12 protein-coding genes and 1 pseudogene are annotated in these 15736 nt (G+C 71.3%); 5 read left to right on the top strand and 8 right to left on the bottom strand.

From position 1 onward, the window contains the following. Positions 1-44 precede the first annotated feature (44 nt). Positions 45-2312: a carboxypeptidase-like regulatory domain-containing protein gene (locus ACQPY0_RS56750; protein WP_432981521.1), complete on the top strand. Its 2268-nt coding sequence runs from the start codon at positions 45-47 to the stop codon at positions 2310-2312. A 107-nt stretch (positions 2313-2419) separates the two neighbouring features. Here the strand turns inward: ACQPY0_RS56750 and ACQPY0_RS56745 are convergent, their stop codons facing one another. From ACQPY0_RS56745 to ACQPY0_RS56725, 5 genes are all read right to left on the bottom strand, one after another. Beyond that, a complete protein-coding gene (locus tag ACQPY0_RS56745) occupies positions 2420-2581 on the bottom strand; it encodes a hypothetical protein (RefSeq protein WP_432981518.1) in 162 nt (53 codons plus the stop codon). Positions 2582-2729: 148 nt separating this feature from the next. Beyond that, complete coding sequence (locus ACQPY0_RS56740) at positions 2730-3257, bottom strand: NUDIX domain-containing protein (RefSeq protein ID WP_432981515.1); 528 nt, start codon at positions 3255-3257, stop codon at positions 2730-2732. 151 nt (positions 3258-3408) lie between these two features. Beyond that, positions 3409-4332, bottom strand: coding sequence for an anti-sigma factor RsbA family regulatory protein (locus ACQPY0_RS56735; RefSeq protein WP_432981512.1), 924 nt, complete (start codon positions 4330-4332; stop codon positions 3409-3411). Beyond that, on the bottom strand, positions 4329-5201 hold the full coding sequence (locus ACQPY0_RS56730; protein WP_432981509.1) for an MEDS domain-containing protein: 873 nt from the start codon (positions 5199-5201) through the stop codon (positions 4329-4331). The genes ACQPY0_RS56735 and ACQPY0_RS56730 overlap by 4 nt, the downstream gene beginning before the upstream one ends. A gap of 269 nt (positions 5202-5470) precedes the next feature. Next, complete coding sequence (locus ACQPY0_RS56725; protein WP_432981506.1) at positions 5471-6403, bottom strand: IucA/IucC family C-terminal-domain containing protein; 933 nt, start codon at positions 6401-6403, stop codon at positions 5471-5473. Positions 6404-6762: 359 nt separating this feature from the next. On the opposite strand from ACQPY0_RS56725, the pseudogene ACQPY0_RS56720 reads away from it, so the two are divergent. Next, positions 6763-7731: pseudogene (locus ACQPY0_RS56720) on the top strand (helix-turn-helix domain-containing protein); the annotation flags it as partial. 89 nt (positions 7732-7820) lie between these two features. Here ACQPY0_RS56720 and ACQPY0_RS56715 read toward each other — a convergent pair. Next, a complete protein-coding gene (locus tag ACQPY0_RS56715; RefSeq protein WP_432981503.1) occupies positions 7821-8456 on the bottom strand; it encodes a peptide deformylase in 636 nt (211 codons plus the stop codon). 258 nt (positions 8457-8714) lie between these two features. Beyond that, positions 8715-9167 (bottom strand): pyridoxamine 5'-phosphate oxidase family protein, encoded by a 453-nt coding sequence (locus ACQPY0_RS56710; protein WP_432981500.1) that lies wholly within the window; start codon positions 9165-9167, stop codon positions 8715-8717. 334 nt (positions 9168-9501) lie between these two features. Between ACQPY0_RS56710 and ACQPY0_RS56705 the strand changes: the two genes are divergently transcribed. The 3 genes from ACQPY0_RS56705 to ACQPY0_RS56695 all read left to right on the top strand — a co-directional run bounded on the left by ACQPY0_RS56705 (position 9502) and on the right by ACQPY0_RS56695 (position 14345). Further along, positions 9502-10614 (top strand): globin domain-containing protein, encoded by a 1113-nt coding sequence (locus ACQPY0_RS56705; RefSeq protein WP_432981497.1) that lies wholly within the window; start codon positions 9502-9504, stop codon positions 10612-10614. 70 nt (positions 10615-10684) lie between these two features. Next, positions 10685-11431: a CPBP family intramembrane glutamic endopeptidase gene (locus ACQPY0_RS56700; RefSeq protein ID WP_432981494.1), complete on the top strand. Its 747-nt coding sequence runs from the start codon at positions 10685-10687 to the stop codon at positions 11429-11431. A gap of 28 nt (positions 11432-11459) precedes the next feature. Beyond that, positions 11460-14345 (top strand): S8 family peptidase, encoded by a 2886-nt coding sequence (locus ACQPY0_RS56695; RefSeq protein ID WP_432981491.1) that lies wholly within the window; start codon positions 11460-11462, stop codon positions 14343-14345. Here the strand turns inward: ACQPY0_RS56695 and ACQPY0_RS56690 are convergent. Continuing rightward, the gene (locus ACQPY0_RS56690; RefSeq protein ID WP_432981488.1) at positions 14342-15628 is read right to left on the bottom strand and encodes a mannosyltransferase family protein; all 1287 of its coding nucleotides are present in this window, start codon (positions 15626-15628) and stop codon (positions 14342-14344) included. The two genes, ACQPY0_RS56695 and ACQPY0_RS56690, sit on opposite strands and share 4 nt — an antisense overlap. Positions 15629-15736 lie beyond the last annotated feature (108 nt).

Here is a 15736-nt window from a genome sequence, read left to right as displayed (position 1 = left end):
TGGTCGCGGCACCCGGCCCCAATATTACGGTCAGTGCCAACGATGTGACGCTGACCGTAGGCGGTGGAGCGCAAACCGTCAACGTCGCGGTGAAGAACACCGGCGACGGCGACGTGGGCCCGATCGGCGGCGGGGTCTCGCTGACCATCGACCTGCCGGGCGACCTGCAGGTGTCGGTCTCCAGCAAGCCATCGGGCTGCGACGGGAGCGGCACGCACCTGACCTGCCATATCGACACGCTCGCGGCGGGTGCGACCAAGAACCTCCCGGTCGGCGTCCAGCCGCCGGGGCAGAGTAACGTCCCGGCCGGGCAGAGCCGGTCCGGCGGCGGCCAGGTGATCGTCACCGACGGCGGCTCGGACACCAAGCCGTTCAACGTGACGCTCAAGGCGCAGGCCGCGGCCCCGACCTCGGCGGCGTCGACGGCGGTCACCGTGACCGAGGTCTCCGGCACCATCACCGACTCGGGGACCGGTAAGGGCATCAAGGGCGCGACGGTCGTGCTCGAGGACGGCGCGCAGAAACGGCGCCAGATGACCAGCCTCGACAACGGGACGTTCCGGTTCGTCGGCTCCGGGTCCAACCCGATCGCGCCGGGGACGATGACGGTGTCGGCGGGCGCGAGCGGATACGAGAACTTCGAGAAGGACGTCACCGGGACGGCCGGCAAGGCCACGACCGGCGTGAAGCTCGGCCTGCCCGTCCTGGCCGACTCCGCCTCGCCGGTACCGCCGCCGTCCGCGGGTGACGCGTTCGCGACCGGTGACGCCTCGTCCGGCGGCGTCGTGCCGCAGAACACCGCGACGAACAACGCCTCCAACGACAGCAGCGGCGGGGTCTCCTGGATCCTCATCGCGCTCGGCGTACTCCTGGTCGGCTTCGGCATCGTGGCGATCGTGCTGCTGCTGCGCCGCCGCGGCGATGACGACGACGAGGACGAGGGCGACGACGACCCGCGCCGCGGCGGCCCCGGCCAGGGGCCCGGTCAGCGCCCCGGCTACCGCCCGCAGGCCGACCCGACGATGGTCGGCGCGATGGGCGCGGGCGCGGCCCCGACGATGATCAGCCGGGGCAACGCCAATGACGCGACCGCGATCGTGCGCCCCGGCCCCGGCGGCTTCGACGACGTGCCCCCGGACCCGTATGGCGCGCCTCCGCCCGGCCCCGGTGGCTACCCGTCCGCGGGCGGCTACGACGACCGCGCCGGCTTTGCCAGCGGCGGCTATGGCGGCGGCCCCGGTGCCGGCCCGGGCGCCGGCTACGGGCCGTCCTCGCGCCCGCCCGTCGACCCGTATGCGCCGGACTACAACGCCGGCGCCGGCGGCTACGGCGAGGCGACCCAGCGCTACGAGCCCGGCACCGGCGGCAACAACTACGGCGGCAACAACGGGTACAACAACAACGGCGGCCCCTCGGCCGGCGGCTACGGCTCCGGCGCGGCCGGCGGTTACGGTGAGCGCGGCGGTTACGACGCGCCGGCCACCAGCGCCTACGACGCCCAGTCCGGCGGCGCCTACGGCCAGGGTGGCGGTCAGGGTGCCCCTGGCGGCTACGACCCGCGCGACCGTGGCGGCTACGAGGCCCCGCCCGCGACGCTCGGCGGCTTCTCGGGCGGCGAGCGCGGCGGCTACGGGCCGGGCGCCGATCGCGGGGGCTACGGACCCGGCGACCGTGGCGGCTACGACGGCCCCTCGGCCGGTGGCGGTTACGATCCCGGCGACCGCGGCGGCTACGGCCCCGGCAGTGCCCCCGGCAATGGCGGCGGCTACGACGGCCCGTCCGCGGGCGGCGGATACGGCGGCCCGGGCGGCGACCGTGGCGGCTATGGCCCCGGCGGCGGCCAGGGCGGCGGGTACAGCGACGACTACGGCCCGAGCGCTGGCAACGGCTACGGTCCGGGCAGCCCAGGCGGCCCAGGCGGCCCAGGCGCTGGCAACAGCTATGGTCCGGGCAGCCCAGGAGGACCGGGCGCCGGCAACGGCTACGGCCCGGGCGGACCGGGCGCTGGCAACGGTTATGGTCCGGGCGGACCGGGCGGTGGCGGTGGCTACGACGACGGGCCGCATGCGGGCCGCGGTGGCTACGAACCACGCGGCGGCTACGAGCCGGCCGCGGGCTACGAGCGCGACGGTTACGAGCGCGTCCCGGAGCCGCCCCGCGCGGGCAACGGCTACAACGGCGGCGGCGGGGAGTACGAGCAGCGCGGCGGCTACGGCCCGGGCAACGGCGGCGGTGGCGACTACGACGACGCCCGCTCGTCGGGCCAGCGCGGTGGCGGCAACCGGCGCCCCCTGGACTGGCTCGACGACTGACCGGACGCCCGGTCCGGCTCCTGACGCCCCGGTATCGGCCCTGACCTCGGGCTGAGACCGGGGCGTTCCGCTGCGGCAGGGGTGGCCGGGTGCCGCCCCGCCGCAGGTCAGCCGTCCTCCTGTGGGTCGCCGTCGCCGTCGGCGGATTTCGGGTCGGGGCCGTCGCGCAGGTCGAGGTCGTTGCGGGTGTTGCGCAGATCGCGGGCGTGCCGCGGGATGTACCCGTCCTCTTCCGTCTGGCGCAGAACCTTCGGGTGGCGTGGCATCATGTTTCCGGTTCCCCGTGGGTCATCTCGTGGTGGGTGTGGCGAATACTCACGCCACAGAGTGTGCGTGGGCCACGACGCAATCGTTAGACCACGAACAGTCCGGGTACGGCGACCGTCCGGATTCCCCTGTTAGAAGGTGAGTACCACCTCAGCCGGGACTGAGTAAGTATCCGAACTCGGCGTGCAGGGTCTGACCTGCGCTGATTGCTTTCGATGCGAGTGTCAGGCGCCGGAACATCGAGGGGCGCAGATCGGTGCGCGCGTCGTCGAGAAATGACCATCGGAAGCCGGTCAGTTCATTCTCGGCCGGGCGTATCTCGGCCTCGTCCGGATCGAGCACGCCACCGTCGAAGACGAACTGCACCTGATCGCTCCACGGGCCCCGGCCCGGCGTCCAATCCACCAGCAGGAGCCGGCCGACGGGAAGGTGCAGCCCGATCTCCTCGAACACCTCGCGGGCACAGGCGGCCGACGGCGACTCGCCCGTCTCCACGATTCCGCCCGGAATGTCCAGGAAGGGCTTGTAGTTCGGCACCACGAACAGCATGCGTCCGGCGGGGTCGCGCACGATCGCGCCGCCGGCCACGGTCTTGTGGGCCATCCGCCGGGCGGCCCCGGCGTGAAACTCCCGCTCCGGCTCGCCGTCGAGCTCGAAGTCCGCGCTGAAATCGCTCATCGCCCGGATCCAACTACTCAGGCCGGCGGTTCGTCCATCCAGCGGGGTACGCCGCGGTGCGCCCGAGGAGCCGGACAGGTCCGCTGATGGTGCGCATGCTCGATGCCAAGGTGCTTTGAGTAAGTACTGAGAAATGGCGCCCGGCAATGCGTCAGGAACTGCGCCGGATGTGCAGGCGGACCGTTGTCCCGCCGGAACCGGTGCGCATTTCCAGAAGGTCGCAGATCTGCCGGGCGATCCAGAGTCCGTGCCCCTGTCCGCCGCCCGGATCGGCACGCAGAAAGCCGAGGAAATTGTCCGTGGCCCGGCCGGGATCGGTGATCTCGCAGATGACCCGGCGGTCAGTCGCCCACAGGCGCGCATCGCCGTGGCCGGCGCCGTGGCGCACCGCGTTGGTGGCGACCTCGTTCACGGCGAGGGCGAAGTCGGCCAGGCGCTCCGCCGGCACGCCGAGGCGCGTCGCGTGGTCGGCGACGAACTGCCGTACGGGCGCCATGTCCGCGAAATCGGCGAGCCGTTCGACGCCCTCGCCCGGGCGGGGCAGGAGGGGGCCGTTGTGCTCGGCGTAGTAGGAGGCCGGGTCGGCGTAGGCGATGCTCGCCTCGCTCTGGGCGCCGACCGCGAGCGCCGGGTGGGTCCGCCGGGCGTCGTCGACGATCGCGGTGGGCAGGCTGCGGCTGCTGTACCCGCACATCAGCCAGGCCCGCGCGTCCGCCAGGGCGACGTTCAGTACGGACTCGTAGCGCCCCCACTCCGACGTCTCCAGCGGGTCCCGGCCCTCCCAGACCGGCTCGCTGAGCACCCGCAGGATTCCCGTCGTCCCCGGCAGGGCGTCGATGCGCCGGTGGTGCGCGTCCAGCGTGCGGCCGGGCGAGTCGAACCAATCCACCGCCGACAGGAACGTGACGTGCTCCGCGGTGCCGCCGATATGCTCGCGCAGGAGCTCCTCGTTGGCGGCCGAGGTGATCGCCAGCACCGTGTCGCCGCGGTGCACGCCCTCGGTCACGAACGGCACCGCGGCGGCGAGGAACGCGGCGGCGGAGTCGAAGACGAGGGCCTGGTGGATCAGGTTCACGGCGCTTCGTCCCGGTCCTCGAAGGCTGTCCAGTTCGCGATGTGCAGCACCCGGCGCATCGCGGCCGGCATGCCGCTGACCTGCACCCGCCGCTGCGGCGCGAGCGACTCGGCGAAGCGCACCAGCGCCCGGATGCCGGCCACGTCGATGAACGCCACCCCGGCCAGGTCGAGCACGAGCAGCGGCTCCCCGGCCGGCCACTCCGCCGCGTGTGCGAGCGCCTCGGCGAGCGGCGCCGCGGTCGAGTCGTCGACGGTCCCGGTGATGCGCAGCCCGCGCGGCGAATACGTCGGCACGATCCGCAGCCGCCGGTCGTCGTGCAGCGGGTCGATGCGGACCACACCGTGGTGCACCGCCACCAGACCCGTGATGTCGGCCTTCTCGAAGAGCCGTTCGTCGTACTGGCAGATCGCTGCCAGATCCCCGGAGTCCACCACGGTCGAGGCGACGCCGGTCTCGTACTCGTGCAGCCGCACCGTGCCCGGGACGCCCCGCAGCGCCCAGCTCATCTCCCCGGTGAGCCGCAGCCCCTGGAACCCGGCCGCCCGCGCGTCGCGCACGGCGAGCCGGATGCCCCCGACCACCTCCGCGGGGTCGAACCCGCCCTCGGCCGGGCGAACCTCCAGCTGCCCGCGCGCGATCGCGAGCGCGCCGTCGACCCCGCGCGGCCCGAGCCACGCGTCGATGGCGTCGGGCCTGGTGCGGTCCGAGAAGTACAGCACCCGCTCACCCCGCCGCAGCCCGTCGGCGATGTACGCGGAAACGACCTCACGCTGCTCGACGTCGCTGGCGAAGGGCAGGCAAAGATGATCGCCGAGACGAATGCGCCCGGCGTGCGTGGAGGAGATCGGCTCAGTGATGTGATTCAACCTAGGCGCTGTACCCACCGAGTGCAGCTCATGAAACGTCCCCGGGTGCCTGTGATGGCGTGATTACGCTCCGCCAGCAGATCTTGAAGGCGATTTGGATGGGTCCTGTAGCGTGGTGGATGAAAGCGGAATCGCACCGCCGAGGCATTGCGCTCACGGGTCATCGGCCCCGGCCGCCGACTCGCCCCGACAGCGGCGCGAACGCCGCCAACGAGTGCGGTCGCATCGCGGACGCGCCCGCGCGCGAAGCCACGGGGGTCAGGAAAAACTTAAGAGTGTGAGCGGATGCAGCAGGTCGTGCAGACCTTCGGGGTCGGCAGCGTGAACGCCAGGCAGCAGGTGCGGCGCTGAATGTCCAGGCCGCCGCCCGCGCGGGGGGTCAGGTCGACCAGGTCCTCCGCGTCCAGGGCGGTCAGCAGCCGCTCGGCGATCTCCAGGGTCGGGCCCGGCAGGGAGTCGGCGGCGCGGGACAGGCCGTAGGCGACGCCCGAGGCGACCGAGCCCCACAGCGTCCGCCGCCCGATGCGGGCGCGCTTGCGGAACTCCTCCAGCAGGGGGTTCAGGTGGGCGTCGACCAGGGAGCGGCGCAGCACCCCCAGCAGTTCGGTCTCGTCGTCGACGATCAGCAGGCCCGGGGCGTCGGTCGCCACGATCGGGTCGGTGGCCAGGACCGCGGTCACCGGGTGGCGCAGAGCCAGGGTCAGGAAGGGCTGGCTGTCGCCGTATCGGACGAGGACGTTGTCCGGGGTCATCAGCGGGACCCGGCGGGAGGCGGCGAAGCCCAGGACCGCCGGCAGTGCGCACCAGTAGGAGTAGCACTTCCAGGCCAGGGCGGCCGCGGCGTGGGGCTGGGCGCTCCAGCGGCGGGCCGCGGTGTCGAGCAAGTCGGTGACGTCGAGCTCGCAGGCCGGGCGCCAGGCGAGCGAGTCGTGAGGAGCGGCGATGGCCGGGCCGGCGAGCGAGGCGGGAACGGCCGGGCCAGCGAGCGGGGCGTGGGTGGCGGGACCGGCCGGGCTGGTGAGCGGGGCGTGGGAGTCGGGGGCGGCTGGGCCGGAGGTGCGGGGCGGGGTGGGGTCCGGCAGGACCAGGCCGGGGGCCAGTCCCTGGAGTGAATCTTTGCCGTGGCGGTGCCGCAGGGTCGAGAGGGTCGCGAGCACCGGGGCCAACGGCTCCACCCCCTCGCGGCTGATGAGGGCGGTCACGTTGGGTCGCCGTTCCGGGAGCCGGGCAGGGCGACACCGAACGACGTCATTACGCCGTTCGTCAGCGCGTGGCTGGTGCTCACCACCGTTGCGTACCCCCAGAAGTGCCTGCCAAGCGCCCACCATACAGCCCTTAGGTAAGCCTAACCACCCTACCTTGCGAGGGTGTCGGTGACCTGCCTTTCGTGACTTTGCGTTACGGGCGAGCGGCACGTGGTGACCGAAATTGGTTGATCAAGACCGATGTCGCGGTGGTGTCAACCATTTTGTCAGGAATCCGTCGGGCTGGCCTGGTCGACAGTCGGACTCGGGGACACTAACCGGACAGGGGCCGTCTCCCTGTAGGGCTGGACCGGACAATGACCACGAGCGACCCCTCTCCCGTGCAGCGGGCGTCGGAGGCGTTCGTCGCAGAGTTTGCGCGGTGGCGCGTCGAGCGCGGCATGTCCAAGAAGCAGCTCGCCGCCGCCATGGGGTTCGACGCCTCCTACGTCAGCCACGTCGAGGCCGGCCGGCACCGGCCGACCGAGGACTTCGCGCGCCGCGCCGAGGCGATCCTGCAGAGCAACGGGCAGGTCTGGCAGCGGTACAAGGAGTACGACGAACTGCGGGCGACCGCGCGCAGCCGGGTCGGGGTGCCCGGGCGTGACCCGCCGGTGCCGGACCAGTGGCTACCGCCCGGGACCGGACTCGTGGTCGAGCGGGAGACCGCCCGGCTGTCGTACGTCGACGGGAAGTACCGCTGCACGGTCCGCCGGGCGCTGTACAACGCCGGCACGGAGCCGATCACGCGGTACCTCGTGCGGATCTCGGTCGACCGCTACCCGGACGACCCGGCGCGCTCCAATCGCCACCACCACGACCACCCGCTCTCGCTCGACGAGCTGTCGCTGGTGGCCTCGTGCGCCGGTGAGCCGATGGAGTGGCGGGCCAAGACCGACCGCGACACGCTCAAGGAGCTCTGGCTGCTCTTCGAGAACGCACAGGGGCGTTTCCCGCTGTACCCCGGGCAGCGCACCACCATCGCGTACTCCTGGCACATCGGCATCGACAAGTGGGGCAACTGGTTCGAGCGGGCGATCCGCCTGCCGACCCGGCACCTCACGGTCGAGGTCGAGTTCCCGGCCCGGATGCGCCCGGTGGTCTGGGGCGTGCAGACGTCGCTGTCGGCCGAGGAGGTGCCGCTGCGCACGCCGATCACGCAGGAGCTGTCGGAGGACGGGCGCGCGGTCTTCTCCTGGCACACCGAGGCGGCCACGCTGCACGACTACTACCGGCTGGAGTGGCGCTTCCGCGGCAGCCGGCCCGAGGGCGCCGTCGAGGAGCCCGACGACTGGGCCGACAACGACGTGGGGCACCAGCTGTCCGCGTGAGAACCGACCGCCCCGACGAGAGCCGGGGCGGTTCTTCTCGTACGTCATGCCATCGAGACGGCCGGCGCGCCGGGCTCCACGTGGTCGATGCACAGCACGCCGCTGAGGTGGTCGACCTCGTGCAGCACGTCGCGGGCCAGCCGGCCGCGGTCGAAGGTCGCGATCGCCTCGTCCCCCGCCGGGGTCAGGTAGCTGATCACCGCCGAGCGCGGCCGGCGCAGCGTGCAGCGGAAGTCGAAGAAGCTCAGGCAGCCCTCGGTCGTCTCCTCCCAGCCCGGCGTCCCGGCCGGGCCGACCTCGACGACCTGCGGGTTGATGAGCGCCAGCTGCGCCTCGCCGGCGGCGCGGAAGATCGCGACCGAGCGCGGCTCGCCGATCTGCGGCGCGGCCAGGCCCATCGCGCCGGTGGTGAAGTCGTGCACGCGCTGGACGGCGTCGGCGACCGCGGTCAGCCGGTCCAGGATGCGCAGCACCTCGTCGCGCTCGTCCGGCAGCATGAACGGGCGGGTGGCCGTGGTGAGCACCGGGTCGCCCAGCTGCACGATGCCGAGCGCCGCCATCACCTCGCTCGGCCGGGGCGTGGGCCTTCCGGGCCCGCGAGGAGTGCCGATCGGCCGGATCGCCCGCAGGGGCTTCGGGATCGGCGCGGTCTTCCGGTCGTCAGCCACGTCGCTGGTCATCGCTGCTCCTTCAGGGGCGGGTTACCGAATCGCCACGTGAATGGGCGCGGGCCGGGCGCGCAAAAAGCCGCGGTCTGGCGGGACCGCGGCGGGGAAGAATCGTACGGGTGCGAAGACGGAAATGCGTCGGCCCGGCTCACAGCCATCCACCCAGTGTGCGTGGCTGTGAGCCGGGTGTGAACCCCTTTAGGTCTCGCTGAACGTGAATGAATGCGTGCGATTCTCAGGGTGAAACAAAACGCACCATAAGGCTGGTCGTCAGTCGAGTTCGCCGGGCGCCGACAGGTATGCCTCCGCAACGTAAACGGTGATCCAGCGGGTCGGCCGGCGGTCCGCGACCAGTTCGAGGGAGGGGTCGAGGTTGAGCCGGCGGTACGCGCGGCGCATCGCACCGTCGTCGAGGACCTTCGCCAGGCCGCTGACGTGCAGCCCGATCGCGCCGCGGGCGAAGTCGACGAACAACAGGCTGATCCGCGGGTCCCGGCGAATGTCGTCGATGGCGCCGGAAAGGCTCGTGTCGTCGAACTCCGGCCACGCGAGGCGATTCACGCTCAGCACGCGGACGAAGCCCGGCCCGCCGGTGACGAAGGTGCAGTCGTGCCCGTCGTCCGGTTCGCCGGTGGCGACGAACATCATCTCCTGGCGGCGGACGAAGCTCTGCATTCGCTCGTCCAGCGTGGTGAGGACCTCGCGGTCGGACAGGGTCGGCACGGTACACCTCCGGTTGCTGCGGACGCCTGCGCCTCACCGTCGCATTGCCGCGCCGGGGTAGCCGGACAGTCGGTGCGACACCGCCGTTCGGCGGAGTCCGGCGCTCAAGTTCGGGCGTGTCACCACTCAAAAAGCTGGCGGAACGCTACTCAAGAAGCGTCCGAAACACCCGAACCGGTGGGACATGTCCGGCATGTCCAGGGCCGTCAGTCGGCGCGTCGAGGGGAATATCGACCCCGGACACGCCTCGTCGCACACTCAGTGCGATGCGTGGTCATCGCAGGTCGCGACGCTGATTCGCGGACGGCACCTACGTTGACGACGAAGGGCACCGATGAGCAATCTCTCGCGATTACTGAAGGAGAGTTGGACACTCGTCGAGGAACAGCAGGACAAGCTCGCCAGCTACTTCTACGCGCGCATGTTCCTCAACAACCCGCAGTTGCGGGACCTGTTTCCGGTGCAGATGGATGTCCAGCGGTCCCGCCTGCTGGGCGCCATCGTCAAGGCGGTGCAGACGGTCGACGACCCGGAGCACCTCGAGGAGTACCTCAGCTCGCTCGGCCGTGACCACCGCAAGTTCCACGTTCAGCCGGAGCACTACGAGGTCGTCGGTACGGCGCTGCTGGAGGCCCTGCGCACCTACGGCGGCGACCAGTGGACGTACGAGTTCGACCAGGCCTGGCGCGACGGCTACGCCCTGATCGCGTCGAAGATGATCGCGGGCGCCGAGGCCGACTCGAGCAACCCGCCCTACTGGCACGCCGAGGTGCTCCACCACGAGCGCCGCAGCCGGGACATCGCCGTGCTCACCTGCCGGCCGATGCAGCCCCTGGAGTTCCGGGCCGGGCAGTACGTCAGCGTCGAGACCAAGTACCAGCCGCGGCTGTGGCGCGCGTATTCCGTCGCGAACGCGCCGCGCAAGGACGGCTCCCTCGACTTCCACGTCCGCGCGATCGGCGCGGGCTGGGTCTCCTCCGCCCTGGTGCGGCGGGTGCAGCCCGGCGACATGATCCGCCTGGGCGCCCCGATGGGCCAGATGACGCTGGACCGCCGCTCGACCCGCGACATCGTCTGTGTCGCGGGCGGCACCGGCCTCGCCCCGATCAAGGCGCTGATCGAGGAGATGACCCGCGCCAACCGGACCCGCTGGGTGCACGTGTTCTTCGGCGCCCGGGACCGCGACGACCTCTACGACCTGGCCTGCCTCAACCGGCTGGCGGCCCGCTACCCGTGGCTGTCGGTGGTCGCGGCGACCAGCGACGACCCGGACTTCCCGGGCGAGCACGGCAACGTCTCGGACATCGTCGCCAGGTACGGGCCGTGGCGGGACCATGACTTCTTCGTCTCCGGCTCCCCGACGATGGTGCGCTCGACCCTGCGGACCCTCGCCGAGATGCAGGTGCCGGCGATCCGGATCAAGTACGACGCCTTCGGTGATTGGTGAGCGCGGGCGGGCGGTCAAGGTGCGGTGACCGCCCGCCCGTCTCGCAGGATTTCGCCAGTACAGTGACGGCGTGATCGAGAAGCGGGGCGTCCGGGCCGAAATCCTGCTCGTGCTCGGCGTCTCGCTCGGCAGTTCGGCGATCTACTCGATCCTCAAGATCATCGACCGGTTGACGTACGTCAAGCCGCTGTCGGAGCAGACCGCGACCCTCAACCCGACGGTGGTCGCCGACCGGCCCTGGCTCGACCTGCTCTACCAGCTGGCCGGCATCGGGCTCGGGGTGGTGCCGGCGCTGCTCGCGGTACACCTGCTGCACAAGGCGCACGAAGACCTCGCGATCGGGCTGGACGCGCGCCATCCCGGCGGGGATCTGCTGCGCGGGGCCGGGATGGCCGCGCTCATCGGGCTGCCCGGGCTCGGGCTGGTGTGGGCGGCCCGGCAGCTCGGCGTCAGCGCCCAGATCGTGCCAGAGGCGCTCGGCGAGCACTTGTGGTCGGTGCCGGTGCTGATCCTCTCGGCCGTCGAGAACGGGGTGCTCGAAGAGGTCGTGATGATCGGCTACCTGCTGACCCGGCTGCGCGACCTCGGCTGGGGCCCGTGGCCGGCGATCGTCACCAGCGCCGTGATCCGCGGCTCGTACCACCTCTACCAGGGCTTCGGCGGCTTCGTCGGCAACCTCGTGATGGGGCTCGTCTTCGGGTACTTCTTCCGCCGCACCGGGCGCGTGCTGCCGCTGATCATCGCGCACTCGATCCTCGACATCGTCTCGTTCGTCGGGTACGCGCTGCTCAAGGATCATCTCGGTTTCCTGAGTTAGGGCAAATCCGGACAATTACCCTGACTCCGTGGGCCGAATCCTTCTCGTTATCACCCTCGTCCTCGCCGGTGCCGTCGCCGTTCCCGCGCCGGCCGCCGCGAAAACGGACACGACGCTCTACATCGTCCAGCTCGCGGGCGACCCCGCCGGACGCACCGAGAGCGCCCGCGCCGCCGTGCGGGCCGGCCGGGAGTCGGTGCTGCGCCGGGCCGGCATCGGCCGGACGGTCGTCGACTACGAGACGGTGTTCAACGGCTTCGCCGCGGCCCTCACACCGCAGCAGCGCGAGAAGGCCATGCGTACCCCCGGCGTGCTGCGCCTGTGGAAGAACGAGCGGCGCACCGTCGACACCATCTCCACGCCCGCGTTCCTCGGCCTGGCCGGCGCCGGCGGGGTGTGGAACAAGGAGTTCGGCGACCCGGCCCGCGCCGGCGCGGGGATGATCATCGCCGACATCGACACCGGCTTCTGGCCCGAGAGCCCCAGCCTCGCCGCGCTGCCCGAACCCCGCCCCGACCAGGCGGTCGTCGACGCCAAGTGGAAGGGCGAGTGCGTCACCGGCACCGGAACGCCGCAGCAGCAGGTCACCTGCAACAACAAGGTGATCGGCGCGCGCTACTACAACAGCAGCGGCTTCGGCGACTGGAGCGGCGAGTTCCAGTCCCCGCGGGACTACGACGGCCACGGTACCCACACCGCAACCACGGCCGCGGGGGACCACGACGTGCCGGCGGCGATCAACGGCAAGCCGGTCGGCAAGGTCTCCGGCATGGCCCCGGCCGCCCGGATCGCCGTCTACAAGGCACTGTGGCGCCAGGCCGACGGGGAGGGCTCCGGCGGCACCGTCGACCTGCTCGCCGCGATCGACGACGCGGTGGCCGACGGCGCCGACGTCATCAACTACTCGGTCTCCGGCTCCACCTCGCTCGTCGTCGACCCGGTCAGCCTCGCCTTCTACAACGCGGCCGCGGCGGGCGTGTTCGTCGCCGCCGCGGCCGGCAACTCGGGGCCGGACGCGTCCACGGTCGCGCACAACGCCCCGTGGGTCACGACGGTCGCCGCGAGCTCGCACGACCGCGGCGCGGTCAAGAGCGTGACGCTCGGCGACGGCCGCAAGTTCGAGGGGGTCGGCCAGGGCGCCGCGGTGCCCGACGCGCCGCTGGTCGACTCCGTGAAGGCGGGGCGGGCCGGCGCGGAGGCGGACAAGGTCGAGCTGTGCTACCCCGGCGCGCTCGACCCCGCCAAGGTCAAGGGCCGGATCGTGCTGTGCAAGCGGGGCGTGAACCCGCGCACCGACAAGAGCATCGCCGTGCGCGACGCCGGGGGCGTGGGGATGCTGCTGTACAACCCCAGCGAGAACTCCCTCAACGCCGACTACCACGTCGTCCCCACGGTGCACGTGGACGAGACGGCGGGGGCGGCGATCAAGGTGTACGCCGCCGGGGCCGCCCCGCACGCCAAGATCTCGGCGACCACCGTCACAGTCGCCCGCGCTCCCGCGATGGCCGCGTTCTCCTCGGCCGGCCCGGCCGACGCCGGCGCCGGCGACCTCATCAAGCCCGACATCGCCGCGCCCGGCGTCGACATTGTCGCCGGCGTCTCCCCGGCCGGGCACCACGGCAACCTCTTCGACGGCGAGTCCGGCACCTCGATGTCCAGCCCGCACATCGCCGGCATCGCCGCGCTGCTGCGCGCCCGGCACCCGCAGTGGTCCCCGGCGGCGCTCAAGTCCGCGATGATGACCACGGCCGGCGACCTCGACAACACCGGCGGCGCCATCCAGCGCGGCGACCGCGACGCCAACCCGTTCGACGACGGCTCCGGGCAGGTCCGCCCGGCCCGCGCTTTCGACCCGGGGCTCGTGTACGACTCGGGGGCGCAGGACTGGGCGCGATACGCCTGCGGCCTCGACCAGTTGCAGACCGCCAGCGACTGGTGCCCGGCCGTCGGCCGGATCGACCCGAGCGACCTGAACTATCCGTCGATCGCGGTCGGGTCGCTGCCCGGCGCCCAGACCGTCACGCGGACCGTCACCAACGTCACGGCGCTGCCGAGCGTCTACGTCGCCTCGGTCACGCCGCCGAAGGGCACCACGGTCGAGGTGAACCCGTCCACGATCACCGTCCCGGCCGGCGGCTCCGCCGCGTTCACCGTCACCGTCAAGCGGACCGACGCGGCCTACCGGGAGTACACCTTCGGGAGCCTGACCTGGACGGACCTGCGCGGCCACCTCGCGCGCAGCCCGATCGCGGTCCGTCCGGTGGCGCTTTCCGGCCCGGGCGAGATCACCGGCACCGGAAAGTCCGGCCACGCCACCATTGACCTGCTCGGCGGGTACACCGGCACCGTCACCGCCCACCCCTACGGCCTGGCCGCCTCCACCGTCCACGCCCAGAAGTTGCTCGGCAGCACCGCCGCCTTCGTGCCGTCCGCGCCGGGCCTGTCGCCGGCCGTGTTCAGCTTCGAGTTCACGCTGCCCCCGGCCACGAAGCTCGCCCGGCTGGCGACCTACGACGCCGACCACGCCCCCGGCACCGACCTGGACCTCTACGTCTACCAGGACGGGAAGCTCGTTGGGCGCAGCGACGGCACGACCTCCGACGAGGAGGTTCCGCTGACCGGTGGCTCCGGGACCTATCAGGTGTACGTCGTGCAGTTCGCCCTTCCCCCGACGCTCACCGCGCAGGTGGTGAAGGCGCACGTGTTCCTGGTGGGCAGCCCGCTGACCGGCAACCTGACCGTCACGCCGAAGGCGCGCCCGATCGCGCCGAATGCCTCACTGCCGTTCGACGTCACCTGGCAGGGGCTGGATCCTGACAAGCGTTACCTGGGGATGATCGAGTTCGGCGACGGGACGGCGGCGCGGGCCTGGACCACCGTGGCGATCGGCCCGCAGCCATTGACCATTCCCTAAGCGAAGAACTGGATCTGCAGCAGCATGGGTGCGAGGAAGAGCGTCTGGGACGTCAGCGCCATGAAGAGGTACACGCGCTCGAAGGTGCGGCTCGCGCCCATCATGCCCAGCACGATGAAGCACGGGAACCACTCCAGCGCGATGCGCGGGGCCGACATCAGGTAGTTGGGCCAGCCGGCCTCGGTGCAGATGAACAGGAAGATCGGGGCGGCGGCGTAGACGAGCAGGTAGTACTGGTCGCGGCGGAAGTGGAAGCGGCCCTTGCGCAGTGTCAGCAGCAGCAGGACCATCGCGCCCACGACACAGACCAGGTTGAGGCCTTGGAGCAGGCGCCAGTCCAGCAGATACGGCTTGTCGTTGAGCAGCTTGAGCGTCTTCCAGATCGGCTGGCCCGGCCAGCCGTAGGTGCGCTTCCAGCCGTCCTGGGCGTGGCTGAACGCGAGCCAGTCGCCGAGCTTGATCTGCAGGAAGATCGCGAACGCGATCACGCCGCTCGGGATGAACGCGAAGCTCAGCGCGTCCCAGCGGATCTTGCGGATGCTCCAGCCCCGCTGCCGCATGTACTCATACGCCAGTGGCGCCGCCAGTAGCAGCCCGAACAGCCTCGTGGAGCCGGCCAGCGCGGCGAAGGCACTGGCGAACCAGAAGTTGCCCTTGCGTGCGGCGTAGAGCGACATGAGCACCAGCGCGAGGAACAGCGACTCGTTGTACGCGGCCAGGAAGAAGAACCCGGCCGGGAACGCCGCGATGTAGAAGACCGTGCGGCTGGCGACCTTCTCGCCGAACTCCTCGTCGACCAGGCGGTGCAGCATCGTCAGCGCGACGAGCGCGAACATGATGCTGACGAACAGCGCGGCCGGGAACGCCCCGCCGGGCAGAATCGGGTTGAAGAGCTTGATCAGGCCCGGGTAGAGCGGATAGAACGCCGGGGCGAACTTGTTGTAGAGGTATCCGTCCTCGGCGATGCGGACGTAGAAGAGGGTGTCGAACTGATACCAGGACCCGAGCAGGTTGTGCACCTGCGGCTCGCGGGTGGGCACGAAGCGCCCCGCGAAGACCGTGACCACCACGTAGGCGAGCCCGGCGGCGAGCCAGACGCCCGCGGCGGCCTTCAGTGATCGAATCCACGGCGCCATCCACGGCCGAATCCACGCCCGCCACTTGGGCGTCGGCGCCGGATCCTCGGGGGTGTTGTCCGTTGTGGATGAAGTCTCGCTGGTCTCGGCAGTGGTCCCGGTCACCGCGGGGGACACGGCGGCCTCCCGTTCGACCTTGCCGGTCACAGCTTTCCGCCCAACGTTCAATGCATCAATGTCGATATCGTTCACGTCGGCGGCGTCAGAGTCGAGAGCGCCAGAGGTAAGCGACACAGGGCGAGACTATACATAAGA

It is taken from the genome of Dactylosporangium sp. CA-233914, from assembly GCF_050942935.1.
GTDB lineage: Bacteria > Actinomycetota > Actinomycetes > Mycobacteriales > Micromonosporaceae > Dactylosporangium.
The sequence above is the reverse complement of the archived record's forward strand: the minus strand, read 5'-3'. Positions and strand labels throughout refer to the sequence as shown.